This is a genomic window from Pseudomonas sp. NPDC088322, from assembly GCF_044740745.1.
GTDB classification, from domain to species: domain Bacteria; phylum Pseudomonadota; class Gammaproteobacteria; order Pseudomonadales; family Pseudomonadaceae; genus Aquipseudomonas; species Aquipseudomonas shirazensis.
Map to the genome: position 1 here is coordinate 265988 of NZ_JBIURK010000008.1, position 21747 is coordinate 287734.

Here is a 21747-nt window from a genome sequence, read left to right on the forward strand (position 1 = left end):
GCGCGGAACTCCAAGACGCTCAGCAAGCGAATCATTGATTCAATGTAATCTCAAATTTATCTTCACCCAGGTGAGTGATCTTGACGGTATTAGACACATCATGACCGTCTTCAGACTTTAACTGATAGTTGGCCTGCAAATAGGACTCGCAGGTCATGATTTCCTTAGAACCCAACTTGCTGCCCACAGCCATGCACACACTACCAATCGTTGCGATAGGCCCCGGATAGATCTGTATATACTCGAATAACGTCGGCCCAGCCATGCTGTTATACGTTATGGTTTCCGGGCCGAAGATCATGGTGATGACACCGATGGCTGTCACGAGAAAGCCCACGCCTACCAACAGCCAGTAGGCATACACTGCGCCGCCCTCCTCAGCGTTGACGTATGCCTGATAGGCATCGACAAAGCCGGCAACGCAATACTCGCTTTGCGAGTCTTTGATTGTAATTCGACTTGAAGAAATGATGTCCTGCATGGGCCCGCTCCTTGAAAAAGCGGATTGTACTTAATAAATTCGGGCATTGATTACCAAGCAAGCAACCTCAGAAACTTCCTACACTAAAAGTTATCTTTGAAGCACACCTGAAACTTCCACTAACAAACCATCGAAACATTGACATCGAGCCAATAAAAAAGCCCGCAGCATAAGATGCTGCGGGCTTTTTATTACGACAAGACTATTGATTAAAACGGAATATCGTCATCAAAGCTGTCGAAGTCAGCCGCCGGCTGTGGCGCTGGCTGTTGCGGCGCCGGGCGCTGCTGAGCCTGCTGCGGGCGTGGTGCCTGCTGACGCGGTGCCTGCTGCTGTGGCTGCTGGTTGTACTGCTGTGGCTGACCACCGCCCTGGTTGTAGTTGTTACCACCACCCTGGTTGTACTGATCACCGCCGCCTTGTTGGTTCTGCGGGCGGCCGCCGAGCAGCTGCATGGTGCCTTGCATGTCGACGATGATTTCAGTGGTGTAGCGCTTGATGCCGTCTTTTTCCCACTCGCGGGTCTGCAGCTTGCCCTCGATGTAGACCTGGGAACCCTTGCGCAGGTACTCACCGGCGATTTCGGCAACTTTGCCGAACATCGACACACGGTGCCACTCGGTACGCTCGACCTTCTGACCGGACTGCTTGTCGGTCCACTGCTCGCTGGTGGCCAGGCTCAGGTTGGTCACGGCGTTACCGTTGGGCAGGTAGCGGACTTCGGGATCCTGACCACAGGTACCGACCAGAATGACTTTGTTAACCCCACGGGCCATAACGTTCTCCTAGGCTTCGCACGCCGATGAGGCTGGATTTACCAGACGCTCGAGGGTCGCACGGTCCAAAATTTTCGTATCCAGTTTGATATAGATGGCGGCTTCTTCTGCCACCACCACGGCGTCGGTCACACCCGGCACGGCCATCAGGCGCTCGGTCAACCCGGCTTCCCGGACTGCCTCAGGCGTCAGTGGCATGCGCAGGCTGGTCACATAGGGCGGCTCGTTCATGCTCAAGGCGACGACCAACCACACAGCACACAGCAGCGCACAACCGACGAACACCATGCCCAGACCACCATGCTGGAACAACCAGCCACCGATGATTCCTCCCAGCGCGGCACCGAGGAACTGGCTGGTGGAATAAACCCCCATGGCCGTTCCCTTGCCGCCGGCGGGCGACACCTTGCTGACCAGCGAAGGCAAGGATGCCTCCAGCAGGTTGAAGGCAGTAAAGAATATCACGGTGCCGATCACCAGTCCGTGCAAGTTGTCAGCCCACTGCCAGAAGAACACCTCGACCAGCAGCAGAACGCTCACCGCGCCGAGCAACACACGCTTCATCTTGCGCTTTTTTTCGCCGTAGATAATGAACGGCACCATTGCAAAAAATGAGACGAACAACGCGGTCAGGTATACCCACCAGTGTTCTTCCTTGGGCAGGCCGCCGCGCTCGACAAAGGCCAAGGGCAGCGCAACGAAGCTGGCCATGAGGATCGCATGCAGGACGAAAATACCCACGTCCAGGCGCAGAAGGTCCGGATGGCGCAGGGTTGGGCCGATGGCCTTGCGCGCCACCCCCGACTCGCGGTGCTGCAGGGTGCTGTGCGCACGCGGCACGAGGAAGGCCACCAGCAGGATGCCGACCAGGGCAAGTCCTGCAGTCGCGAGGAACAATCCCGACAAACCAAAGGCGCGCGTCAACAATGGCCCCACAACCATTGCCACGGCAAACGACAAACCGATGCTCATGCCGATCATGGCCATGGCCTTGGTCCGGTGCTGTTCTCGGGTCAGGTCGGAGAGCAGGGCCATGACCGCTGCCGAGATCGCCCCGGCGCCCTGCAGAATGCGCCCGGCGATCACGCCCCAGATCGAGTCGGCCTGGGCTGCCAGCACACTGCCGAGGGCGAAGATGATCAGCCCAAGGTAGATCACCGGGCGCCGGCCGATGCGGTCGGAGATCATCCCGAACGGGATCTGCAGCACCGCCTGGGTCAGGCCGTAGGCACCGATGGCCAGGCCGATCAGCGCAGGCGTGGCGCCGGCCAGGTCCATGCCGTAGGTGGCAAGTACCGGCAGCACCATGAACATGCCCAGCATACGAAAGGCAAAGACCAGGGCCAGGCCACCGGCGGCGCGAGTCTCGCTACCACTCATGCGCTCGTTGTGGGTGTCGTGCATGGATAAACCTCGTGTGAACCGGCGGCGATTCTATCAGTCCCACGCCTTGACGGCATATACGCGACGCTTTGCCGCGTAATGGCAGCGCGCCGTATACTTCTATGTTTATGCCCGCCAAGCGAGGCCGCAGTGGACAAGATTCTGATTCGTGGGGCACGTACCCACAACCTGAAGAACATCGACCTGACCCTGCCCCGGGACAAGTTGATCGTGATCACCGGTTTGTCCGGTTCCGGCAAGTCATCGCTGGCTTTCGACACCCTCTACGCCGAGGGTCAACGCCGTTATGTCGAGTCGTTGTCGGCTTACGCCCGGCAATTCCTGTCGATGATGGAAAAGCCCGACGTCGACACCATCGAGGGCCTTTCTCCGGCAATCTCGATCGAGCAGAAATCAACCTCGCACAACCCGCGCTCCACGGTCGGCACCATTACCGAAATCTACGACTACCTGCGTCTGCTGTATGCACGGGTAGGAACCCCGCGCTGCCCGGACCATGACATCCCGCTGGAAGCGCAAACGGTCAGCCAGATGGTAGACCTGGTGCTCGAGCAACCTGAGGGCAGCAAGTTGATGCTGCTGGCGCCGGTCATCCGCGAGCGCAAGGGCGAGCACCTGGCGGTGTTCGACGAGCTGCGCGCGCAGGGCTTTGTGCGCGTGCGGGTCAACGGCAAGCTGTACGAGATGGACGAGCTGCCGACCCTCGAGAAACAGAAAAAACACAGCATCGATGTCGTGGTCGACCGTTTCAAGGTCCGCAGCGACCTGCAGCAGCGCCTGGCCGAGTCGTTCGAGACCGCGCTGAAGCTGGCTGACGGCATTGCCTTGGTAGCGCCGATGGACGACGAGCCCGGCGAAGAAATCATCTTCTCTGCGCGCTTTGCCTGCCCGGTCTGCGGCCATGCCATCAGCGAGCTGGAACCCAAGTTGTTCTCCTTCAACAACCCGGCTGGCGCGTGCCCGACCTGCGATGGCCTGGGCGTGAAGCAGTACTTCGACACCAAGCGCCTGGTCAACACCGAGCTGACCCTGGCCGAGGGCGCGATCCGTGGCTGGGACCGGCGCAACGTGTACTACTTCCAGATGCTTGGCTCGCTCGCCGCGCATTTTGGCTTCAGCCTGGAACAACCGTTCGCTGAACTGGCAGCAGAGGATCAAAAGATCATTCTGCAGGGCAGCGGCAAGCAGAACGTCGACTTCAAATATCTGAATGACCGTGGCGATATCGTCAAGCGCTCGCACCCGTTTGAAGGCATCGTGCCGAATCTGGAGCGACGTTACCGCGAGACCGAGTCGGCCACGGTGCGTGAAGAGCTGGCCAAGTTCCTCGGTACGCAGCCATGCCCGGACTGTCGCGGCACGCGCCTGCGCCGTGAGTCGCGGCATGTATGGGTTGGCGAGAAAACCCTGCCAGCGGTGACCAACCTGCCGATTGGCGATGCCAGCACCTACTTCAGCGAGCTGACCCTGACCGGTCGCCGCGGCGAGATCGCTTCGAAGATCCTCAAGGAGATTTGCGAGCGTCTGCAGTTTCTGGTCAACGTCGGCCTTGATTACCTGACCCTGGATCGCAGTGCCGACACCCTCTCCGGTGGCGAAGCGCAGCGTATTCGCCTGGCCAGCCAGATCGGCGCGGGCCTGGTCGGCGTCATGTATATCCTCGACGAGCCTTCGATTGGCTTGCATCAGCGCGATAACGACCGCTTGCTCGGCACGCTCAATCACTTGCGCGACCTGGGCAACACGGTGATTGTGGTGGAGCACGACGAGGACGCCATTCGCCTGGCTGACTACGTTGTCGACATCGGCCCGGGCGCTGGTGTACACGGTGGCCAGATCGTTGCAGAGGGCACGCCACAGGAGGTCATGGACCACCCTGATTCGCTGACCGGTGCCTACCTGTCCGGGCGCAAGAAGATCGCTGTGCCGGCCAAGCGCACTCCCCGTGACAAGAAGCTGTCGCTCAAGCTCAAAGGCGCGCGTGGCAACAACCTGCAGAACGTCGATCTGGAAATCCCGATAGGCTTGCTGACTTGCGTGACCGGTGTCTCCGGGTCGGGCAAGTCGACGCTGATCAACAACACGCTGTTCCCGCTGGCGGCGACTGCGCTGAACGGCGCTACCAGCCATGAGGCCGCCGCACACAGCAGCATGGACGGCCTGCAGCATCTGGACAAAGTGGTCGACATCGACCAGAGCCCGATTGGCCGCACCCCACGCTCCAACCCGGCGACCTATACCGGCATCTTCACGCCGGTGCGCGAGCTGTTTGCAGGGGTGCCCGAGTCGCGTGCGCGCGGTTATGGTCCGGGACGGTTCTCGTTCAACGTCAAGGGCGGCCGCTGCGAAGCGTGTCAGGGCGATGGCCTGATCAAGGTCGAGATGCACTTCCTGCCGGACATCTACGTGCCCTGCGACGTCTGCAAGAGCAAGCGCTACAACCGCGAGACGCTGGAGATCAAGTACAAAGGAAAGAACATCCACGAGGTGCTGGAAATGACCATCGAGGATGCCCGCGCATTCTTCGATGCAGTGCCGGCGCTGGCGCGCAAGCTGCAGACGCTGGTGGATGTCGGCCTGTCGTACATCAAGCTTGGTCAGTCGGCCACGACCCTCTCCGGGGGCGAGGCGCAGCGGGTCAAGCTGTCACGCGAGCTGTCCAAGCGCGATACCGGCAAGACGCTGTACATCCTCGATGAACCGACTACCGGCCTGCACTTCGCCGATATCCAGCAGTTGCTCGATGTACTGCACCGCTTGCGCGATCACGGCAACACCGTAGTGGTGATCGAACACAATCTGGACGTGATCAAGACCGCCGACTGGCTGGTCGACCTCGGCCCGGAGGGCGGCTCCAAGGGCGGCCAGATCATCGCGGTGGGTACGCCTGAAGAGGTGACCAAGATGAAGCAGTCGTATACCGGCCACTACCTCAAGCCGTTGCTGGAGCGTGACCGGGCGTAAGCCTACAAAAAAAGCCCCCGGTAGCGAGCTACCGGGGGCTTTTTTACAACCATGCAGCCCGTTACGGCAAGCTGATTACATCTGCGATTGCAGGTAGTTCTGCAGGCCGATGACCTTGATCAGACCCTGCTGCTTTTCCAGCCAATAAGTGTGATCTTCTTCGGTATCTGCCAACTGCTGACGCAGGATGTCGCGGCTGATGTAATCCTTGTGCGTTTCGCACAATTCAATACCTTTGCACAACGCTGCGCGCACCTTGTACTCGAGGCGCAAGTCGGCTGCGAGCATTTCCGGCACAGTGGTACCCACGTCCAGATCATCCGGACGCATGCGCGGGGTGCCTTCCAGCATGAGAATGCGGCGCATCAGGGCGTCGGCGTGTTGCGCCTCTTCTTCCATTTCATGGTTGATGCGCTCGTAGAGCTTGGACAAGCCCCAGTCTTCGTACATGCGCGAATGAATGAAATACTGATCACGTGCTGCCAGCTCGCCGGTGAGCAACGTGTTGAGGTAATCGATTACGTCCGGGTGACCTTGCATCGCCCTGGTTCTCCATGTGAAAGCGCTATGTGCATAGTGTGAACCAGGACTGCTGCAAGGTCACTGAAAAACGCGCAATAACATGCAAAAAAACGCCTAAACAGTAGTGATATTCATTGAAAAACCGCCCAAATGAGGGCGGTTCTACTTATCATTCCGACTCAGGCGAGATTCAGCCCCAACGCCTTGGCAATTCCTTCGCCGTAGGCTGGATCTGCCTTGGAGAAGTGCTGCAACTGGCGCATCACCACAACTGCGCTGACACCTGCCATGGTGCCGGCAATGTTGTTGATCAGCAGTGCTTGCTGCTCAGGGCTCATCAAGCGGAACAAGGCGCCGGCGTGGCTGTAGTAATCGCCGTCCTCACGGTGGTCGTGACGATCGGCTGCGCCGTTCAGGGCAAGCGCCGGCTCGGCGTGCTGCGGCGACTGCTTGGGCGCGTCGCTGTAGCTGTTCGGCTCGTAGTTGGGCGCACTGCCATAGCTACCGGAAGCCATCGCGCCATCGCGCTGGTAGCTGTGCACCGGGCTGCGAGCGGCGTTTACCGGCAGATGCTGGTGATTGGTGCCTACGCGGTAGCGGTGCGCATCGGCATAGGCAAACACACGCCCCTGCAGCATCCGGTCTGGCGACAGGCCGACACCTGGAACCATGTTGCTCGGGCCGAAGGTGGCTTGCTCGACTTCGGCAAAGTAGTTGAGCGGGTTGCGGTTGAGCTCAAGCACGCCAACCTCGATCAACGGGAATTCCTTCTGCGACCAGGTCTTGGTCACATCGAAAGGATTCTCCGCTCGATTGGCTGCCTGCTCCTCGCTCATGACCTGAATGCACACAGTCCAGCGCGGATAGTCACCGCGTTCAATCGCCTCGAACAGGTCACGCTGGGCGTAATCAGGGTCAGTACCCGCCAGACGCGCTGCTTCGGCCGGTGCCAGGTTCTTGATGCCCTGCTGAGTCTTGTAGTGCCATTTGACCCAGGTGCGCTCACCGCTCGCGCTGATCAGGCTGTAGGTATGGCTGCCGAAGCCGTGCATGTGACGGTAGCCGTCCGGGATACCCCGATCAGAGAACAGGATCGTGACCTGGTGCAGCGCCTCAGGCGAATGCGACCAGAAGTCCCACATCATCTGGGCGTTCTTCAGGTTGCTCTGCGGATGGCGCTTCTGCGTGTGGATGAAGTCAGGAAACTTCAGGGGGTCGCGTATGAAGAACACCGGGGTGTTGTTGCCCACGATGTCCCAATTGCCTTCCTCGGTGTAGAACTTGAGCGCGAAGCCACGCGGGTCACGTTCGGTGTCAGCCGAGCCGCGCTCGCCACCTACAGTGGAGAAGCGCAAAAAGGTCTCGGTTTGCTTGCCAACCTTGTCGAACAGTTTGGCGCAGGTGTAGCGGGTGATATCGCGGGTTACGGTGAAGGTACCGTAGGCGCCCGAGCCCTTGGCGTGTACACGGCGCTCAGGGATGTTCTCGCGGTTGAAGTGGGCGAGTTTTTCCAGCAGGTGAAAGTCGTCGAGCAGCAGCGGGCCGCGAGGGCCGGCCGAACGGGAATTCTGGTTGTCAGCTACAGGTGCACCGCTGGCGGTGGTAAGAATCTTGCTCATGGGCTCTCCTTGACGGTCTTGATCTGCCATTTGTCGGCTTGCGGACAGTATTGGGGAGCGGCATGACAAGAGCTAATTCATTGATCGAGTTGAGGCGATAGGAATTAACAATAATTACAGAAACAAAAAACCGGGCACTAGGCCCGGTTTTTTGTAGCAGACAGAACGTCTTACTCGGCAGCTTCTACAGCACCACCGACTGGACGATCAACCAGCTCGACGTACGCCATAGGCGCGTTGTCGCCAGCGCGGAAACCGCACTTCAGGATACGCAGGTAGCCGCCCTGACGGGTGGCGTAGCGCTTGCCCAGATCGTTGAAGAGCTTGCCAACAGCGGATTTCGAACGGGTACGGTCGAAAGCCAGACGACGGTTGGCTACGCTATCTTCCTTGGCCAGGGTGATCAGCGGCTCGGCAACGCGGCGCAGTTCCTTGGCTTTTGGCAGAGTAGTTTTGATCAGCTCGTGCTCGATCAACGACACTGCCATGTTCTGGAACATAGCCTTGCGGTGAGAGCTGGTACGGCTCAGGTGACGTCCACTTTTACGATGACGCATGATTCATTCCTTACCAAACACTACGTTCGGTGATTACGACGATCAGGCAGTCGCCTTGTCGTCCTTCTTAAGACTTGCAGGCGGCCAGTTGTCGAGGCGCATGCCGAGGGACAGACCACGGGAAGCCAAAACGTCCTTGATTTCAGTCAGGGACTTCTTGCCCAGGTTAGGAGTTTTCAACAGCTCTACTTCGGTGCGCTGAATCAGGTCGCCGATGTAGTAGATGTTCTCCGCCTTGAGGCAGTTGGCAGACCGTACGGTCAGTTCCAGGTCGTCAACCGGACGCAGCAGGATCGGATCGATCTCGTCTTCCTGCTCGACCACTACCGGCTCACTGTCACCTTTGAGATCCACGAACGCGGCCAGCTGCTGTTGCAGGATGGTCGCGGCACGACGGATTGCCTCTTCTGGGTCCAGAGTACCGTTGGTTTCCAGATCAATGACCAGCTTGTCCAGGTTGGTACGCTGCTCAACACGGGCGTTTTCGACCACATAGGCGATACGACGCACCGGGCTGAACGAAGCGTCCAGCTGAAGACGGCCAATGCTGCGGCTTTCATCTTCGTCAGTCTGACGAGAGTCGGCCGGCTCGTAACCGCGACCACGAGCTACAGTGAGCTTCATGTTCAGGGCGCCGTTGGACGCCAGGTTCGCGATTACGTGATCGGGGTTGACGATCTCGACATCGTGATCCAGCTGAATATCGGCAGCGGTAACCACCCCCGAACCCTTTTTCGACAAGGTCAGCGTAACTTCGTCACGACCGTGCAGTTTGATAGCCAGGCCTTTCAGGTTCAACAGGATTTCAATTACGTCTTCCTGTACACCTTCGATCGCGGAGTACTCATGGAGTACGCCATCGATCTCGGCCTCGACTACTGCACAGCCAGGCATGGAGGACAACAGGATGCGGCGCAGCGCGTTGCCCAGGGTATGGCCGAAACCACGCTCGAGAGGCTCGAGCGTAATCTTGGCGCGGGTCGGACTGACTACCTGCACATCAATGTGGCGGGGAGTCAGGAACTCATTTACCGAAATCTGCATGGATGCACCTATTTTCTAGCCCTTACTTGGAGTAGAGCTCGACAATCAGGTTTTCGTTGATGTCGGCAGACAGGTCGCTGCGAGCAGGAACGTTCTTGAAAACGCCCGACTTTTTAGCAGCATCCACGTCTACCCACTCAACGCGGCCGCGCTGAGAGCACAGTTCAAGGGCTTGAACAATGCGCAGCTGGTTCAGCGATTTCTCACGAACCGAGACCACGTCACCCGGACGAACTTGGTAAGATGGAATGTTTACAGTCTTACCGTTGACGCTGATCGCTTTGTGCGAAACCAGCTGACGCGACTCGGAACGAGTCGAGCCGAAGCCCATACGGTAAACGACGTTATCCAGACGGCACTCGAGCAGTTGCAGCAGGTTCTCACCAGTTGCGCCTTTTTTCGAGGCTGCAGCTTGGTAGTAACCGCGGAACTGACGCTCCAGAACACCGTAGATACGACGGACTTTTTGTTTCTCGCGCAGCTGGGTACCGTAGTCGGACTGACGGCCACGGCGCTGGCCGTGGATACCTGGGGCTGCTTCGATGTTGCACTTCGATTCCAGAGCGCGAACGCCGCTCTTCAGGAAAAGGTCAGTGCCTTCACGGCGAGACAGTTTGCATTTTGGACCAATGTAACGTGCCATTTATCTGTCTCCTGATTACACGCGACGCTTCTTCGGCGGACGGCACCCGTTATGCGGGATTGGCGTCACGTCGGTGATGCTGGCGATCTTGTAGCCGCAGCTGTTCAAAGCACGAACGGCGGACTCACGACCTGGACCTGGACCCTTGACGTTTACGTCGAGGTTTTTCAGACCGTATTCCAGCGCAGCTTGACCAGCTCGTTCAGCAGCAATCTGAGCTGCAAACGGGGTGGATTTGCGCGAACCACGGAAACCCGAACCACCGGACGTTGCCCAGGACAAAGCATTGCCCTGACGGTCGGTGATGGTCACGATGGTGTTGTTGAAAGACGCGTGGATGTGGGCGATGCCATCAACCACTGTCTTTTTGATTTTTTTACGAGGACGAGCAGCAGGTTTTGCCATGTCTATTTTCCTGTCGATTCGCTGGTGCGATTACTTGCGGATCGGCTTACGCGGGCCCTTACGGGTGCGTGCATTGGTCTTGGTGCGCTGACCGCGAACCGGCAGACCTTTACGATGGCGCAGACCGCGGTAGCAGCCCAGGTCCATCAAGCGTTTGATCTTCATGTTGATGTCACGGCGCAGATCACCTTCAGTGGTGAACTTGGCGACTTCGCTACGCAGCGTTTCAATCTGCTCGTCGCTCAGATCCTTGATCTTTGCGGCTGGGTTAACCCCAGTGTCTGCACAAATCTTCTGTGCAGTTGTGCGACCGACACCATAGATGTAGGTCAGCGAGATAACAGTGTGCTTGTTATCTGGAATGTTGACGCCTGCAATACGGGCCATTCAGTGGGACTCCAATTGACAGCTACCTACGCCCCGGAAGCCAAGAAATAGGGCGCGAGATAATATCGCTGTAGAAACAATTAATCAACCCAGCAGCGCACTAGCTGCTGGGCTTGTAGCGCGGATCACACTCAGCCTTGGCGCTGCTTGTGACGCGGTTCCGCGCTGCAAATTACTCGCACGATACCTTCGCGGCGAATAATCTTGCAGTTACGGCACAGCTTTTTCACCGATGCACGAACTTTCATGACCAACTCCTCGAACCTTAGGGGCCTGTCAGCGCAGCAAGCTGCTGCCGCCATAGCCTTTCAGGTTGGCTTTCTTCATCAGGGATTCGTACTGGTGCGAAACGAGGTGGGATTGTACTTGGGACATGAAGTCCATCACAACCACTACCACGATCAACAACGACGTCCCGCCGAGATAGAACGGCACGTTTGCAGCCACCACAAGGAACTGGGGCAGAAGGCATACGGCCATCATGTAAAGAGCACCGAACATGGTCAGACGAGTCAGAACGCCATCAATGTAGCGCGCCGACTGCTCACCAGGACGGATACCCGGAATAAAGGCACCGGACTTCTTCAGGTTTTCCGCTACGTCTTTCGGGTTGAACATCAACGCTGTGTAGAAGAAGCAGAAGAAAATGATCCCTGCACTAAACAGCAAAATGTTCAACGGCTGACCAGGAGCGATCGACTGCGAGATGTCTTGTAGCCAGCCCATACCTTCGGACTGACCGAACCAGGCACCCAGCGAAGCCGGGAACAGCAGAATGCTGCTGGCGAAAATAGCCGGGATTACCCCTGCCATGTTCACCTTGAGCGGCAAGTGGCTGGTCTGCGCAGCAAAGACCTTGCGGCCCTGCTGACGCTTGGCGTAGTGAACGGCGATTCGACGCTGACCACGCTCAATGAACACCACAAAACCGATAATCGCTACTGCCAGCAAACCGATAGCGACCAGGGCGAAAATGTTGATATCGCCTGTGCGCGCAGACTCGAAAGACTGCCCGATTGCTCTCGGAAGACCGGCAACGATACCCGCGAAAATCAACATCGAGATACCGTTGCCCACACCGCGCTCGGTAATCTGCTCGCCCAGCCACATCATGAACATTGCGCCTGCCACGAAGGTGGAGACGGCAACCACATGGAAGCCAAGGCTTGCAGAGAACGCCACGCCCTGGTTGGCCAAGCCAATGGACATGCCAATCGCTTGAACCAATGCCAGGATTACAGTGAGGTAGCGGGTGTACTGGCTGATCTTGCGACGGCCAGCTTCACCTTCCTTCTTCAACTGCTCCAGCTGTGGGCTGACAGCGGTCATGAGCTGCATGATGATCGATGCCGAGATGTACGGCATGATCCCCAGTGCAAAGATGCTCATGCGCTCCAGCGCACCACCGGAAAACATGTTGAACAAGCTAAGAATGGTCCCCTCATTCTGTCGAAACAGATCCGCCAGACGGTCCGGGTTGATGCCAGGCACCGGGATATGCGCACCTATCCGATAGACGATGATCGCCATGAACAGAAAGCGCAGACGAGCCCAGAGTTCCGACATCCCGCCCTTACCGAGCGAAGAGAGAGCACCTTGCTTAGCCATTTATTCCTCGAATTTGCCGCCAGCTGCTTCGATAGCCGCACGCGCACCTTTGGTGGCTGCGATGCCCTTGATGGTAACTGCGCGAGTGACTTCGCCAGACAGCATGATTTTCACACGCTGTACGTTCTGGTTGATCACGTTGGCATCCTTCAAGGATTGCACGGTGACAACATCGCCTTCCACTTTGGCCAGCTCGGACAGACGCACTTCTGCGCGGTCCATGGCTTTCAGCGAAACGAAGCCGAATTTCGGCAGACGACGGTGCAGCGGCTGTTGACCGCCTTCGAAGCCCGGAGCGATGGTGCCACCGGAACGGGAGGTCTGACCTTTGTGGCCGCGGCCACCAGTCTTACCCAAACCGCTACCGATACCACGACCCGGACGATGCTTCTCGCGACGGGAACCCGGCGCTGGACTCAGATCATTGAGTTTCATCGATTAACCCTCGACGCGCAGCATGTAGTAAGCCTTGTTGATCATCCCGCGATTCTCGGGAGTATCAAGTACTTCTACGGTGTGACCAATGCGACGCAGACCCAGGCCTTTAACACACAGTTTGTGGTTAGGCAGACGGCCGGCGGTGCTTTTGATCAGCGTGACTTTAACGGTGGCAGCCATTAGAAGATCTCCTCAACGCTCTTGCCGCGCTTGGCAGCAATGGATTCAGGAGATTGCATGGCCTTCAGACCCTTGAAGGTGGCGTAAACCACGTTCACTGGGTTGGTCGAACCGTAGCACTTGGCCAGAACGTTCTGGACACCAGCAACTTCCAGGACAGCACGCATAGCGCCGCCAGCGATGATACCGGTACCTTCGGAGGCAGGCTGCATGTAAACCTTCGAGGCGCCGTGGGCGGCCTTGGTGGCGTACTGCAGAGTGGTGCCTTTCAGGTCAACCTGAATCATGTTGCGACGGGCAGCTTCCATGGCTTTCTGAATCGCGGCTGGTACTTCGCGCGATTTGCCACGGCCGAAGCCTACACGGCCCTTACCATCACCAACCACGGTCAACGCGGTGAAGGTGAAGATACGGCCGCCTTTGACGGTTTTGGCTACGCGGTTAACTTGAACCAGCTTCTCGATGTAGCCTTCGTCGCGCTTTTGATCGTTATTTGCCATAACTTAGAACTCCAGCCCGCCTTCACGAGCAGCATCAGCCAGCGCTTTGACGCGGCCATGGTACTTGAAGCCGGAACGGTCAAAGGCAACTTGAGATACACCGGCGGCTTTCGCGCGCTCAGCTACCAGCTTGCCAACCTTAGTGGCCGCGTCGATGTTGCCGGTGGCGCCATCACGCAGGTCTTTGTCCAAGGTAGAGGCGCTTGCCAGAACCTTGCTGCCGTCGGCCGAGATGACTTGGGCATAAATGTGCTGCGAGGAGCGGAACACGCACAAACGCACGGCTTCGAGCTCGTGCATTTTCAGGCGTGCTTTGCGAGCGCGACGCAGTCGAGTAACTTTTTTGTCGGTCATTTGCTAGGCCCTACTTCTTCTTGGCTTCTTTACGACGGACGACTTCGTCCGCGTAACGCACACCTTTGCCTTTGTACGGCTCTGGTGGACGGAAGTCGCGGATTTCAGCGGCCACCTGACCTACCAGCTGCTTGTCGATGCCCTTGATCAGGATATCGGTCTGGCTAGGCGTTTCAGCGGTGATGCCGGCTGGAAGCTCGTAGTCTACTGGGTGAGAGAAGCCCAGAGCCAGGTTCAGGACGGTGCCCTTGGCCTGAGCCTTGTAACCAACACCGACCAGCTGGAGCTTGCGCTCGAAGCCTTGGCTTACGCCTTGGACCATGTTGTTCACCAGAGCGCGGGTAGTACCGGCCATGGCGCGAGCTTGCTGGTCACCATTGCGAGCGACAAAACGCAGCTCACCAGACTCTTCGGTAACTTCAACAGACGAATGAACGTTCAGTTCGAGAGTGCCCTTGGCACCCTTCACCGAAAGCTGTTGGCCGGCGAATTTGACTTCGACACCGGACGGCAGCTTTACGGGGTTCTTAGCGACGCGAGACATGCTTATCCCCCCTTAGAACACTGTGCACAGAACTTCGCCACCAACACCGGCGGCACGTGCAGCACGATCCGTCATCACACCTTTGTTGGTGGAGACGATAGACACGCCCAGACCGCCACGAACTTTCGGCAGATCTGTAACGGCCTTGTACTGACGCAGGCCTGGTCGGCTGGCGCGCTTCAGCTCTTCGATGACCGGACGGCCTTCGAAGTACTTCAGCTCGATCGACAGGGAGGGCTTGACTTCGCTGCTTACCTGGTAACCAGCGATGTAACCTTCGTCCTTCAGAACTTGGGCAACCGCAACCTTCAGAGTCGAAGAAGGCATGCTTACGACGGACTTTTCAGCCATCTGGGCATTACGGATGCGAGTTAGCATGTCCGCTAACGGGTCCTGCATACTCATGGGCTAGATGCTCCTGATACAAGAATTATTAGCCTCTCGGCTATCACAACCACCCAAGCACCCAGGACAAAAGACCCGGGCTCGGGTGAGCCGATCATTCTAGACACAACCTAGAAACGAAACAAGCCCCATATAGGGGCTTGTTTAGAAGCGAGGTCACCGGCGGTCGGAAGATTGCTCCCCTCCCGCCAGAACCCTGGTGCTTACCAGCTGGCTTTAACCAGACCTGGTACGTCACCACGCATTGCAGCTTGACGCAGCATGTTACGGCCCAGACCGAACTTACGGTATACACCGTGAGGACGGCCGGTCAGGCGGCAACGGTTGCGCAGACGAGCGGCGCTGGCGTCACGCGGCTGCTTTTGCAGTGCGACGACGGCGGCATAACGCTCTTCTGGCGATGCGTTCAGGTTGACGATGGTCGCTTTCAGCTCGGCACGCTTTTTGGCGTACTTGGCTACCGTGAGCTGACGCTTCAGCTCGCGGTTTTTCATGCTCTTCTTGGCCATTTTCCTACTCCAATCAGTTGCGGAACGGGAATTTGAATGCACGCAGCAGAGCGCGGCCTTCGTCATCCGAACGAGCAGTGGTGGTCAGGGTAATGTCCAGACCGCGCAGAGCATCGATCTTGTCGTAGTCGATTTCCGGGAAGATGATCTGCTCTTTCACGCCCATGCTGTAGTTGCCACGACCATCGAAGGACTTGGCATTCAGGCCGCGGAAGTCGCGAACCCGAGGCAGGGAGATCGCCAGCAGGCGGTCCAGGAACTCGTACATACGGTCACGGCGCAGAGTAACTTTAACGCCGATCGGCCAACCTTCACGAACCTTGAAACCCGCAATCGACTTGCGAGCGAAAGTCACGACCGGCTTTTGACCGGTGATCTTTTCCAGGTCGGCTACAGCGTTTTCGATGACTTTTTTGTCACCGACAGCTTCGCCCAGACCCATGTTCAGGGTGATCTTGGTTACGCGTGGAACTTCCATCACGTTCGCGAGCTTAAGTTCTTCCTTAAGCTTGGGAGCGATTTCGTTCCGGTAAATCTCTTTGAGTCGTGCCATTGTCTTCTACCTAGCAGTGTTCAAGCATCAACCGCTTTCTGGGTCGACTTGAAGACACGAATTTTCTTGCCGTCTTCAACCTTGAAGCCAACGCGGTCAGCCTTGTTGGTTTCACCATTGAAAATGGCAACGTTGGAAGCGTGCAGAGGCGCTTCTTTTTCGACGATACCGCCCTGTACGCCCGCCATCGGGTTAGGCTTGGTATGGCGCTTGACCAGGTTTACACCACCGATGACCAGACGGTCGTCAGCGAGAACCTTCAGCACCTTACCGCGCTTACCTTTGTCTTTGCCGGCGATCACGATGATCTCGTCGTCACGACGAATCTTTTGCATGTCGGATCTCCTTAGAGCACTTCAGGGGCGAGCGAGACGATCTTCATGAACTTCTCGTTGCGAAGTTCACGGGTCACTGGCCCGAAGATGCGAGTGCCGATCGGCTCTTGCTTGTTGTTCAGCAGAACAGCAGCGTTACCGTCGAAACGAATGATGGAACCGTCAGCGCGACGTACACCATGACGGGTACGTACGACTACGGCGGTCATCACCTGGCCTTTTTTGACCTTACCGCGCGGAATTGCTTCCTTGACGGTTACTTTGATGATGTCACCGATGCCGGCGTAACGACGGTGGGAACCGCCGAGAACCTTGATGCACATGACGCGACGAGCGCCGCTGTTATCGGCCACATCGAGCATGGATTGAGTCTGAATCATAAAATTTCTCCGACCCCTAGCCCTTAGACTTCAACAGCGCGTTCGAGGACTTCAACCAGTGCCCAAGACTTGGTCTTGGCCAGCGGACGAGTTTCGCTAATGGAAACTTTGTCGCCGATTTTGCACTGATTGGTTTCGTCGTGCGCGTGCAGCTTAGTCGAACGCTTAACGTATTTACCGTAGATCGGGTGCTTTACGCGACGCTCGATCAGAACGGTGATGGTCTTGTCCATTTTGTCGCTGACGACACGGCCAGTCAGCGTACGGACGGTTTTTTCAGCTTCAGCCATGATCACTTACCTGCCTGCTGGTTGAGCACAGTTTTCACGCGAGCGATGTCACGCTTAACTTGCGAGAGCAGGTGCGACTGCCCCAACTGGCCAGTTGCTTTCTGCATACGCAGATTGAACTGGTCGCGCAGCAGGCCGAGCAGTTGCTCGTTCAGCTGCTGTGCCGATTTTTCACGAAGTTCATTCGCTTTCATCACATCACCGTCCGCTTAACAAAGGAGGTGGCGAGTGGCAGCTTTGCAGCAGCCAAGGCGAATGCTTCGCGCGCCAGCTCTTCAGAAACACCCTCGATCTCATACAGGACTTTGCCTGGCTGGATCTGGGCAACCCAGTATTCCACGGAACCCTTACCTTTACCCATCCGCACTTCAAGAGGCTTCTTGGTAACCGGCTTGTCCGGGAACACACGGATCCAGATCTTGCCGCCACGCTTAACGTGACGAGTCAGAGCACGACGTGCAGACTCGATCTGGCGAGCGGTGAGGCGACCGCGGGCGACAGCTTTCAAGGCGAACTCGCCGAAGCTGACTTTGCTACCGCGCAGTGCCAGACCACGGTTGTGGCCGGTCATCTGCTTGCGGAATTTTGTACGCTTAGGTTGCAACATTTGGCGTACCCCTTACTTAGCAGCTTTTTTACGAGGCGCTGGTGCTTGTGGTTTCAGCTCTTCTTGGCGACCACCAATTACTTCGCCTTTGAAGATCCAAACCTTCACACCGATCACACCATAAGTGGTGTGAGCTTCGTAGGTGTTGTAGTCGATATCAGCACGCAGGGTGTGCAACGGCACACGACCTTCGCGATACCACTCGGTACGAGCAATCTCGGCACCGCCGAGACGACCGCTCACCTGGATCTTGATGCCCTTGGCACCAATACGCATGGCGTTCTGCACGGCGCGCTTCATAGCACGACGGAACATTACGCGGCGCTCCAGCTGCTGAGCTACGCTTTGCGCAACCAGCATGGCGTCGAGTTCCGGCTTGCGGATCTCTTCGATGTTGATGTGCACAGGCACACCCATCTGCTTGGTCAGGTCCTGACGCAGCTTCTCAACATCTTCACCTTTCTTCCCGATAACGATACCTGGACGAGCGGTGTGGATGGTGATGCGTGCAGTTTGGGCCGGACGATGGATATCGATACGGCTTACGGACGCGCTTTTTAGTTTGTCTTGGAGGTACTCACGAGTTTTCAGATCCTTCAACAGGTAATCTGCGTAAGTCGCGCCATCTGCATACCAGACGGACGTGTGCTCCTTGACGATTCCCAGGCGAATGCCAGTGGGATGTACTTTCTGACCCATCTGATCGACTCCGTTACTTGTCCGCAACCTTGACAGTGATATGGCAAGACCGCTTGACGATGCGATCAGCGCGGCCTTTGGCACGCGGCATGATGCGCTTCAGCGAACGCCCTTCGTTGACGAAAACGGTGGAGACCTTCAGGTCATCAACGTCTGCGCCTTCGTTGTGTTCGGCGTTGGCAACGGCCGACTCGAGGACTTTCTTCATGATTTCAGCGGCTTTTTTGCTGCTGAAGGCCAACAGGTTGAGCGCTTCGCCCACCTTCTTCCCGCGGATCTGGTCGGCGACCAAGCGGGCTTTCTGGGCGGAGATTCGAGCGCCCGACAACTTAGCGGCTACTTCCATTTCCTCACCCCTTACCGCTTGGCTTTCTTGTCAGCCACGTGCCCGCGATAAGTGCGGGTACCGGCGAACTCGCCCAGTTTGTGGCCGACCATGTCTTCGTTCACGAGAACTGGGACATGTTGACGACCGTTATGTACCGCGATGGTCAGACCGACCATTTGTGGCAGGATCATCGAACGACGCGACCAGGTTTTCACCGGTTTGCGATCATTCTTTTCCGCCGCCACTTCGATCTTCTTCAGTAGGTGAAGATCGATAAAAGGACCTTTTTTCAGAGAACGTGGCACTGTCGTATCCCTCTATTTACTTGCGACGACGGACGATCATTTTGTCGGTACGCTTATTACCACGAGTCTTCGCACCCTGGTTGGGAAGCCCCATGGCGATACCGGATGACGACCACCGGAGGTACGACCTTCACCACCACCATGTGGGTGGTCAACCGGGTTCATGGCAACACCACGAACGGTTGGGCGAACGCCACGCCAGCGTTTGGCACCAGCTTTACCCAGCGAACGCAGGCTGTGCTCGGAGTTCGAGACTTCGCCCAGGGTCGCACGGCACTCAGCCAGGACTTTACGCATTTCACCAGAGCGCAGACGCAGGGTCACGTAGACACCTTCGCGGGCGATCAGCTGAGCCGAAGCACCAGCGGAACGAGCGATCTGTGCACCTTTACCCGGCTTCAGTTCGATGCCGTGAATGGTGCTACCTACTGGGATGTTGCGCAGCTGCAGGGAGTTACCGGCCTTGATTGGGGCCAGCGAACCTGCGATCAGCTGATCGCCAGCGCTCACGCCTTTAGGGGCGATGATGTAGCGACGCTCACCGTCTGCGTAGCACAGCAGGGCGATGTGAGCAGTACGGTTCGGATCGTATTCGATACGCTCGACAGTGGCTGGAATGCCATCTTTGTCGTTGCGACGGAAGTCGACCAGACGGTAATGCTGCTTATGACCACCACCCACGTGACGTGTAGTGATACGGCCATTGTTGTTACGACCACCAGACTTCGATTTCTTCTCGAGCAGCGGTGCGTGAGGAGCGCCTTTGTGCAGCTCCTTGTTGACCACCTTGACCACGAAACGGCGGCCAGGGGAAGTCGGTTTGCATTTAACGATTGCCATGATGCACCCCTTCCTTACTCAGCACTGCTGCTGAAATCGAGATCTTGGCCTGGCTGAAGGGAGACGATCGCCTTCTTCCAGTCATTACGCTTGCCCAGACCACGTGCGGTACGCTTGGTTTTACCCAATACGTTAACAGTCGACACGTTTTCGACTTTTACGCCGAACAGGCCTTCGACAGCTTTCTTGATTTCCAGCTTGGTTGCATCGGTAGCAACCTTGAATACGAACTGGCCTTTCTTCTCAGCCAGAACGGTAGCCTTCTCGGAAACGTGCGGGCCAAGGAGGACTTTAAATACGCGTTCCTGGTTCATCCCAGCAGCTCCTCGAATTTCTTCACGGCCGACACAGTGATCAACACTTTGTCATAGGCGATCAGACTGACCGGATCGGAACCTTGTACGTCACGAACGTCGACGTGCGGCAGGTTACGAGCAGCCAGGTACAGGTTCTGATCAACAGCGTCCGATACGATCAGGACGTCAGTCAGGCCCATGCCATTCAGCTTGTTCAGCAGATCTTTGGTCTTTGGCGCTTCAACAGCGAAGTCCTGGACAACGACCAGACGGTCGGTGCGCACCAGCTCAGCGAGGATGGAACGCATTGCTGCGCGATACATCTTCTTGTTGAGCTTCTGCGAGTGGTCCTGAGGACGAGCTGCGAAGGTGGTGCCACCGCCGCGCCAGATCGGGCTACGGATGGTACCAGCACGAGCACGACCAGTGCCCTTCTGACGCCATGGGCGCTTACCGCCACCGGATACGTCGGAACGGGTCTTCTGCTGCTTGGTGCCCTGACGGCCGCCGGCCATGTAGGCCACGACTGCTTGGTGAACCAGCGTCTCGTTGAATTCGCCACCGAAGGTCAGTTCGGAAACTTCGATCGCCTGAGCGTCATTTACGTTAAGTTGCATGTCAGTTTCCCCTTAACCGCGAGCCTTGACAGCTGGACGTACAACCACGTCGCCGCCAGTAGCGCCAGGAACGGCACCCTTGATCAGCAGCAGGTTGCGTTCAGCGTCTACGCGAACTACTTCCAGGGACTGCACAGTAACGCGCTCGGCGCCCATGTGACCGGACATTTTCTTGCCCTTGAACACACGACCAGGAGTCTGGCACTGGCCGATGGAACCCGGAACACGGTGCGATACGGAGTTACCGTGGGTGTTATCTTGGCCACGGAAATTCCAGCGCTTGATGGTACCGGCGAAGCCTTTACCTTTCGACTGACCGGTGACGTCTACCAGCTGGCCTGCAGTAAAGAGTTCAGCTTTGATCAGATCGCCAGCCTGGAAATCGCCTTCTTCAAGACGGAACTCCCAAACACCGCGACCAGCGGCAACGTTCGCCTTAGCGAAGTGACCTGCTTGAGCAGCAGTCACACGCGAAGCACGACGCTCGCCTACAGTGATTTGCACTGCACGGTAGCCATCAGTTTCTTCGGTTTTGAACTGGGTGACGCGATTCGGCTCGATCTCAACGACCGTGACCGGAATGGAGACACCTTCTTCGGTGAAAATACGGGTCATACCGCATTTACGACCGACTACACCAATAGTCATGTTGTAAACCTCATGAGTGTACGGGGCTTTCACCCGCTATGGCCGCCCATTTCAGAGCGTTACACGGTTAAGACCGAAGTCTTAGCCGAGGCTGATCTGTACTTCCACACCTGCCGCAAGGTCCAGCTTCATCAGCGCATCAACGGTTTTATCCGTTGGCTGGACGATGTCCAGAACGCGCTTATGAGTGCGGATCTCGTACTGGTCACGCGCGTCTTTGTTGACGTGCGGGGAGACCAGAACGGTGAAACGCTCTTTGCGAGTAGGCAGTGGAATTGGACCACGCACTTGTGCACCAGTACGTTTCGCGGTTTCCACGATTTCCTGGGTGGATTGGTCGATCAGGCGATGGTCGAAAGCCTTCAACCTGATACGGATTTGCTGATTTTGCATTGGATTTCAGACTCCAGGCTGTTCCCAACGGACGCACTACGCCCGCTAAAAGGAGGCGTGATTCTATAGACGGTCCGATTTTGTGTCAACCCAATAAAAAAGGCCCCCGCTGAGCG

The 21747-nt window shown here is 57.2% G+C and carries 33 protein-coding genes and 1 pseudogene; 1 reads left to right on the plus strand and 33 read right to left on the minus strand.

Annotated features, from left to right (window positions below; all coding sequences use genetic code 11):
* Positions 1 to 31: 31 nt before the first annotated feature.
* The 3 genes from ACIOAU_RS21265 to ACIOAU_RS21275 all read right to left on the minus strand — a co-directional run bounded on the left by ACIOAU_RS21265 (position 32) and on the right by ACIOAU_RS21275 (position 2661).
* Positions 32 to 481, minus strand: a complete 450-nt coding sequence (locus tag ACIOAU_RS21265) for a hypothetical protein (RefSeq protein ID WP_401184473.1) — start codon at positions 479 to 481, stop codon at positions 32 to 34.
* Between the two features lie 209 nt (positions 482 to 690).
* On the minus strand, positions 691 to 1257 hold the full coding sequence (locus tag ACIOAU_RS21270) for a single-stranded DNA-binding protein (RefSeq protein ID WP_101322330.1): 567 nt from the start codon (positions 1255 to 1257) through the stop codon (positions 691 to 693).
* Between the two features lie 9 nt (positions 1258 to 1266).
* The gene (locus ACIOAU_RS21275) at positions 1267 to 2661 is read right to left on the minus strand and encodes an MFS transporter (protein ID WP_150571014.1); all 1395 of its coding nucleotides are present in this window, start codon (positions 2659 to 2661) and stop codon (positions 1267 to 1269) included.
* Between the two features lie 129 nt (positions 2662 to 2790).
* Here ACIOAU_RS21275 and uvrA point away from each other — a divergent pair, with 129 nt between their 5' ends.
* Positions 2791 to 5625, plus strand: coding sequence for an excinuclease ABC subunit UvrA (gene uvrA / locus ACIOAU_RS21280; protein ID WP_178080799.1), 2835 nt, complete (start codon positions 2791 to 2793; stop codon positions 5623 to 5625).
* A 75-nt stretch (positions 5626 to 5700) separates the two neighbouring features.
* On the opposite strand, the gene bfr is transcribed toward uvrA, so the two are convergent.
* The 30 genes and pseudogenes from bfr to rpsJ all read right to left on the minus strand — a co-directional run bounded on the left by bfr (position 5701) and on the right by rpsJ (position 21631).
* Entirely contained in the window at positions 5701 to 6165 is a 465-nt protein-coding gene (bfr, locus tag ACIOAU_RS21285; RefSeq protein ID WP_101322333.1) for a bacterioferritin, read from the minus strand.
* A 161-nt stretch (positions 6166 to 6326) separates the two neighbouring features.
* Positions 6327 to 7766, minus strand: coding sequence for a catalase (locus ACIOAU_RS21290; protein ID WP_150571016.1), 1440 nt, complete (start codon positions 7764 to 7766; stop codon positions 6327 to 6329).
* A 170-nt stretch (positions 7767 to 7936) separates the two neighbouring features.
* Positions 7937 to 8323, minus strand: coding sequence for a 50S ribosomal protein L17 (rplQ, locus tag ACIOAU_RS21295; RefSeq protein WP_003255451.1), 387 nt, complete (start codon positions 8321 to 8323; stop codon positions 7937 to 7939).
* 42 nt (positions 8324 to 8365) lie between these two features.
* Positions 8366 to 9367, minus strand: a complete 1002-nt coding sequence (locus ACIOAU_RS21300; RefSeq protein WP_003255452.1) for a DNA-directed RNA polymerase subunit alpha — start codon at positions 9365 to 9367, stop codon at positions 8366 to 8368.
* 22 nt (positions 9368 to 9389) lie between these two features.
* Positions 9390 to 10010 (minus strand): 30S ribosomal protein S4, encoded by a 621-nt coding sequence (rpsD, locus tag ACIOAU_RS21305; RefSeq protein WP_101322335.1) that lies wholly within the window; start codon positions 10008 to 10010, stop codon positions 9390 to 9392.
* Positions 10011 to 10025: 15 nt separating this feature from the next.
* Entirely contained in the window at positions 10026 to 10415 is a 390-nt protein-coding gene (gene rpsK / locus ACIOAU_RS21310; protein WP_012270237.1) for a 30S ribosomal protein S11, read from the minus strand.
* Between the two features lie 30 nt (positions 10416 to 10445).
* Entirely contained in the window at positions 10446 to 10802 is a 357-nt protein-coding gene (rpsM, locus tag ACIOAU_RS21315) for a 30S ribosomal protein S13 (protein WP_101322336.1), read from the minus strand.
* Between the two features lie 131 nt (positions 10803 to 10933).
* Positions 10934 to 11050 (minus strand): 50S ribosomal protein L36, encoded by a 117-nt coding sequence (gene rpmJ, locus ACIOAU_RS21320; protein WP_011531897.1) that lies wholly within the window; start codon positions 11048 to 11050, stop codon positions 10934 to 10936.
* A gap of 28 nt (positions 11051 to 11078) precedes the next feature.
* A complete protein-coding gene (gene secY / locus ACIOAU_RS21325) occupies positions 11079 to 12410 on the minus strand; it encodes a preprotein translocase subunit SecY (protein ID WP_101322337.1) in 1332 nt (443 codons plus the stop codon).
* Positions 12411 to 12845, minus strand: coding sequence for a 50S ribosomal protein L15 (gene rplO / locus ACIOAU_RS21330; protein WP_010220318.1), 435 nt, complete (start codon positions 12843 to 12845; stop codon positions 12411 to 12413).
* Between the two features lie 3 nt (positions 12846 to 12848).
* Complete coding sequence (gene rpmD, locus ACIOAU_RS21335) at positions 12849 to 13028, minus strand: 50S ribosomal protein L30 (RefSeq protein ID WP_101322338.1); 180 nt, start codon at positions 13026 to 13028, stop codon at positions 12849 to 12851.
* Positions 13028 to 13528, minus strand: a complete 501-nt coding sequence (gene rpsE / locus ACIOAU_RS21340) for a 30S ribosomal protein S5 (RefSeq protein WP_003255465.1) — start codon at positions 13526 to 13528, stop codon at positions 13028 to 13030. Before rpsE ends, rpmD begins: the two co-directional genes overlap by 1 nt.
* Positions 13529 to 13531: 3 nt before the next feature.
* On the minus strand, positions 13532 to 13882 hold the full coding sequence (gene rplR / locus ACIOAU_RS21345) for a 50S ribosomal protein L18 (RefSeq protein WP_029614571.1): 351 nt from the start codon (positions 13880 to 13882) through the stop codon (positions 13532 to 13534).
* A 10-nt stretch (positions 13883 to 13892) separates the two neighbouring features.
* Positions 13893 to 14426 carry a 50S ribosomal protein L6 gene (rplF, locus tag ACIOAU_RS21350; RefSeq protein WP_003255469.1) on the minus strand — a complete coding sequence of 178 codons (534 nt, stop codon included), beginning with the start codon at positions 14424 to 14426 and terminating at the stop codon, positions 13893 to 13895.
* 12 nt (positions 14427 to 14438) lie between these two features.
* On the minus strand, positions 14439 to 14831 hold the full coding sequence (gene rpsH / locus ACIOAU_RS21355; protein ID WP_101322339.1) for a 30S ribosomal protein S8: 393 nt from the start codon (positions 14829 to 14831) through the stop codon (positions 14439 to 14441).
* Positions 14832 to 15034: 203 nt separating this feature from the next.
* Positions 15035 to 15340, minus strand: coding sequence for a 30S ribosomal protein S14 (rpsN, locus tag ACIOAU_RS21360; RefSeq protein WP_101322340.1), 306 nt, complete (start codon positions 15338 to 15340; stop codon positions 15035 to 15037).
* Positions 15341 to 15353: 13 nt separating this feature from the next.
* On the minus strand, positions 15354 to 15893 hold the full coding sequence (rplE, locus tag ACIOAU_RS21365; protein ID WP_101322341.1) for a 50S ribosomal protein L5: 540 nt from the start codon (positions 15891 to 15893) through the stop codon (positions 15354 to 15356).
* Between the two features lie 20 nt (positions 15894 to 15913).
* Complete coding sequence (gene rplX / locus ACIOAU_RS21370) at positions 15914 to 16228, minus strand: 50S ribosomal protein L24 (protein WP_003255476.1); 315 nt, start codon at positions 16226 to 16228, stop codon at positions 15914 to 15916.
* Positions 16229 to 16239: 11 nt separating this feature from the next.
* Positions 16240 to 16608: a 50S ribosomal protein L14 gene (gene rplN, locus ACIOAU_RS21375; RefSeq protein WP_011063774.1), complete on the minus strand. Its 369-nt coding sequence runs from the start codon at positions 16606 to 16608 to the stop codon at positions 16240 to 16242.
* Between the two features lie 23 nt (positions 16609 to 16631).
* Positions 16632 to 16898, minus strand: a complete 267-nt coding sequence (gene rpsQ / locus ACIOAU_RS21380) for a 30S ribosomal protein S17 (protein WP_101322342.1) — start codon at positions 16896 to 16898, stop codon at positions 16632 to 16634.
* Between the two features lie 2 nt (positions 16899 to 16900).
* On the minus strand, positions 16901 to 17092 hold the full coding sequence (rpmC, locus tag ACIOAU_RS21385; RefSeq protein WP_002555481.1) for a 50S ribosomal protein L29: 192 nt from the start codon (positions 17090 to 17092) through the stop codon (positions 16901 to 16903).
* Positions 17092 to 17505 (minus strand): 50S ribosomal protein L16, encoded by a 414-nt coding sequence (gene rplP, locus ACIOAU_RS21390; RefSeq protein ID WP_009397508.1) that lies wholly within the window; start codon positions 17503 to 17505, stop codon positions 17092 to 17094. The genes rpmC and rplP overlap by 1 nt, the downstream gene beginning before the upstream one ends.
* A 12-nt stretch (positions 17506 to 17517) precedes the next feature.
* Entirely contained in the window at positions 17518 to 18204 is a 687-nt protein-coding gene (rpsC, locus tag ACIOAU_RS21395; protein ID WP_003255481.1) for a 30S ribosomal protein S3, read from the minus strand.
* A gap of 13 nt (positions 18205 to 18217) precedes the next feature.
* Positions 18218 to 18550 (minus strand): 50S ribosomal protein L22, encoded by a 333-nt coding sequence (gene rplV / locus ACIOAU_RS21400; protein WP_003103908.1) that lies wholly within the window; start codon positions 18548 to 18550, stop codon positions 18218 to 18220.
* Positions 18551 to 18561: 11 nt separating this feature from the next.
* Positions 18562 to 18837 carry a 30S ribosomal protein S19 gene (gene rpsS / locus ACIOAU_RS21405; RefSeq protein ID WP_002555486.1) on the minus strand — a complete coding sequence of 92 codons (276 nt, stop codon included), beginning with the start codon at positions 18835 to 18837 and terminating at the stop codon, positions 18562 to 18564.
* A 16-nt stretch (positions 18838 to 18853) separates the two neighbouring features.
* A pseudogene (gene rplB, locus ACIOAU_RS21410) lies at positions 18854 to 19677 on the minus strand (50S ribosomal protein L2).
* Positions 19678 to 19691: 14 nt separating this feature from the next.
* A complete protein-coding gene (gene rplW, locus ACIOAU_RS21415) occupies positions 19692 to 19991 on the minus strand; it encodes a 50S ribosomal protein L23 (protein WP_010220306.1) in 300 nt (99 codons plus the stop codon).
* The gene (rplD, locus tag ACIOAU_RS21420; RefSeq protein WP_101322344.1) at positions 19988 to 20590 is read right to left on the minus strand and encodes a 50S ribosomal protein L4; all 603 of its coding nucleotides are present in this window, start codon (positions 20588 to 20590) and stop codon (positions 19988 to 19990) included. The genes rplW and rplD overlap by 4 nt, the downstream gene beginning before the upstream one ends.
* Positions 20591 to 20602: 12 nt before the next feature.
* Complete coding sequence (gene rplC / locus ACIOAU_RS21425) at positions 20603 to 21238, minus strand: 50S ribosomal protein L3 (protein WP_101322345.1); 636 nt, start codon at positions 21236 to 21238, stop codon at positions 20603 to 20605.
* A gap of 81 nt (positions 21239 to 21319) precedes the next feature.
* Positions 21320 to 21631, minus strand: a complete 312-nt coding sequence (rpsJ, locus tag ACIOAU_RS21430; protein WP_003186070.1) for a 30S ribosomal protein S10 — start codon at positions 21629 to 21631, stop codon at positions 21320 to 21322.
* Positions 21632 to 21747: the final 116 nt, after the last annotated feature.

Coding starts and splice junctions, on each gene's coding strand:
- ACIOAU_RS21265 (WP_401184473.1), bottom strand. CDS start 481: ATGCAGGACATCATTTCTTCAAGTCGAATTACAATCAAAGACTCGCAA.
- ACIOAU_RS21270 (WP_101322330.1), bottom strand. CDS start 1,257: ATGGCCCGTGGGGTTAACAAAGTCATTCTGGTCGGTACCTGTGGTCAG.
- ACIOAU_RS21275 (WP_150571014.1), bottom strand. CDS start 2,661: ATGCACGACACCCACAACGAGCGCATGAGTGGTAGCGAGACTCGCGCC.
- bfr (WP_101322333.1), bottom strand. CDS start 6,165: ATGCAAGGTCACCCGGACGTAATCGATTACCTCAACACGTTGCTCACC.
- ACIOAU_RS21290 (WP_150571016.1), bottom strand. CDS start 7,766: ATGAGCAAGATTCTTACCACCGCCAGCGGTGCACCTGTAGCTGACAAC.
- rplQ (WP_003255451.1), bottom strand. CDS start 8,323: ATGCGTCATCGTAAAAGTGGACGTCACCTGAGCCGTACCAGCTCTCAC.
- ACIOAU_RS21300 (WP_003255452.1), bottom strand. CDS start 9,367: ATGCAGATTTCGGTAAATGAGTTCCTGACTCCCCGCCACATTGATGTG.
- rpsD (WP_101322335.1), bottom strand. CDS start 10,010: ATGGCACGTTACATTGGTCCAAAATGCAAACTGTCTCGCCGTGAAGGC.
- rpsK (WP_012270237.1), bottom strand. CDS start 10,415: ATGGCAAAACCTGCTGCTCGTCCTCGTAAAAAAATCAAAAAGACAGTG.
- rpsM (WP_101322336.1), bottom strand. CDS start 10,802: ATGGCCCGTATTGCAGGCGTCAACATTCCAGATAACAAGCACACTGTT.
- rpmJ (WP_011531897.1), bottom strand. CDS start 11,050: ATGAAAGTTCGTGCATCGGTGAAAAAGCTGTGCCGTAACTGCAAGATT.
- secY (WP_101322337.1), bottom strand. CDS start 12,410: ATGGCTAAGCAAGGTGCTCTCTCTTCGCTCGGTAAGGGCGGGATGTCG.
- rplO (WP_010220318.1), bottom strand. CDS start 12,845: ATGAAACTCAATGATCTGAGTCCAGCGCCGGGTTCCCGTCGCGAGAAG.
- rpmD (WP_101322338.1), bottom strand. CDS start 13,028: ATGGCTGCCACCGTTAAAGTCACGCTGATCAAAAGCACCGCCGGCCGT.
- rpsE (WP_003255465.1), bottom strand. CDS start 13,528: ATGGCAAATAACGATCAAAAGCGCGACGAAGGCTACATCGAGAAGCTG.
- rplR (WP_029614571.1), bottom strand. CDS start 13,882: ATGACCGACAAAAAAGTTACTCGACTGCGTCGCGCTCGCAAAGCACGC.
- rplF (WP_003255469.1), bottom strand. CDS start 14,426: ATGTCTCGCGTCGCTAAGAACCCCGTAAAGCTGCCGTCCGGTGTCGAA.
- rpsH (WP_101322339.1), bottom strand. CDS start 14,831: ATGAGTATGCAGGACCCGTTAGCGGACATGCTAACTCGCATCCGTAAT.
- rpsN (WP_101322340.1), bottom strand. CDS start 15,340: ATGGCCAAGAAGAGCATGAAAAACCGCGAGCTGAAGCGTCAGCTCACG.
- rplE (WP_101322341.1), bottom strand. CDS start 15,893: ATGGCACGACTCAAAGAGATTTACCGGAACGAAATCGCTCCCAAGCTT.
- rplX (WP_003255476.1), bottom strand. CDS start 16,228: ATGCAAAAGATTCGTCGTGACGACGAGATCATCGTGATCGCCGGCAAA.
- rplN (WP_011063774.1), bottom strand. CDS start 16,608: ATGATTCAGACTCAATCCATGCTCGATGTGGCCGATAACAGCGGCGCT.
- rpsQ (WP_101322342.1), bottom strand. CDS start 16,898: ATGGCTGAAGCTGAAAAAACCGTCCGTACGCTGACTGGCCGTGTCGTC.
- rpmC (WP_002555481.1), bottom strand. CDS start 17,092: ATGAAAGCGAATGAACTTCGTGAAAAATCGGCACAGCAGCTGAACGAG.
- rplP (WP_009397508.1), bottom strand. CDS start 17,505: ATGTTGCAACCTAAGCGTACAAAATTCCGCAAGCAGATGACCGGCCAC.
- rpsC (WP_003255481.1), bottom strand. CDS start 18,204: ATGGGTCAGAAAGTACATCCCACTGGCATTCGCCTGGGAATCGTCAAG.
- rplV (WP_003103908.1), bottom strand. CDS start 18,550: ATGGAAGTAGCCGCTAAGTTGTCGGGCGCTCGAATCTCCGCCCAGAAA.
- rplW (WP_010220306.1), bottom strand. CDS start 19,991: ATGAACCAGGAACGCGTATTTAAAGTCCTCCTTGGCCCGCACGTTTCC.
- rplD (WP_101322344.1), bottom strand. CDS start 20,590: ATGCAACTTAACGTAAATGACGCTCAGGCGATCGAAGTTTCCGAACTG.
- rplC (WP_101322345.1), bottom strand. CDS start 21,238: ATGACTATTGGTGTAGTCGGTCGTAAATGCGGTATGACCCGTATTTTC.
- rpsJ (WP_003186070.1), bottom strand. CDS start 21,631: ATGCAAAATCAGCAAATCCGTATCAGGTTGAAGGCTTTCGACCATCGC.